Here is a 696-nt window from a genome sequence, read left to right as displayed (position 1 = left end):
AGGGTGCCCAGGCCAAACTGGTCGTGCTGGATGCGTCCCGCCGCAATCCCTATGAGCGTCGCTTCCGCGGTTACTCCCGTGGTCTCGCGCCGATCGATGTTCCTGAGAATGCGTTGATCCTGACCTCGGCGACGCCGGGCAAGGTTGCCGACGATGTGGATGGTCAGAACAGCCTGCTCGCAACCGAATTGCTGAAGAACATGAAGGCCAAGCCGGCGAGTGCCGAGTCCGTCTTCACCAACACCCGCGTTGCTGTTACCCGCGCGACCGCCGGTGAGCAGGTTCCTGCGGTGTCGTCGTCACTGGTTGAGGACATCCTGCTCGGTGACAGCGCAACGGCCAAAGCCGGCAGCTAAGCTTTCCCATCGCGTTTACTTGTTAGCGTCTGCGTTAGCCATTACCGGACGAACCGGATCGCCTTCGCGCAGCAATGCTCCCGCGCGCGCGACAATCACATCGCCGTCGTTCAAACCTTCACGCACTTCGACACGGCCGCCTGACATCAGGCCGACCTCGACGCGCCGCGTCTCGATACGCTGCCGCCGGACCACCTGCACGACGGTGCCGCCGGCACTGTAGAGAACGGCAGTCAATGGCACTGAGACGCCGCAGCTTTCGCCAGTTTTGATGATGGCACGCGCGTAGGAATTGCTCATCAGCCGCCGGGCCGAGGTGATCGAGACCACGACCTGGCCG

At 62.9% G+C, this 696-nt stretch carries 2 protein-coding genes; one reads left to right on the top strand and one right to left on the bottom strand.

Translation table 11 applies throughout. The annotated features are described in order from the left end of the window. Positions 1-356, top strand: a 356-nt coding sequence (locus AC1DU6_RS34070) for a caspase family protein (RefSeq protein WP_477862838.1), incomplete at its 5' end; no start/stop codon positions are given. Between the two features lie 15 nt (positions 357-371). Here the strand turns inward: AC1DU6_RS34070 and AC1DU6_RS34065 are convergent. Continuing rightward, the coding region (locus AC1DU6_RS34065; RefSeq protein WP_477862836.1) for a permuted SH3 domain-containing protein at positions 372-696 on the bottom strand (325 nt) is incomplete at its 5' end.

It is taken from the genome of Roseateles sp. P5_B10 (assembly GCF_056400485.1).
This window is presented reverse-complemented; position numbering and strand designations above follow the sequence as displayed.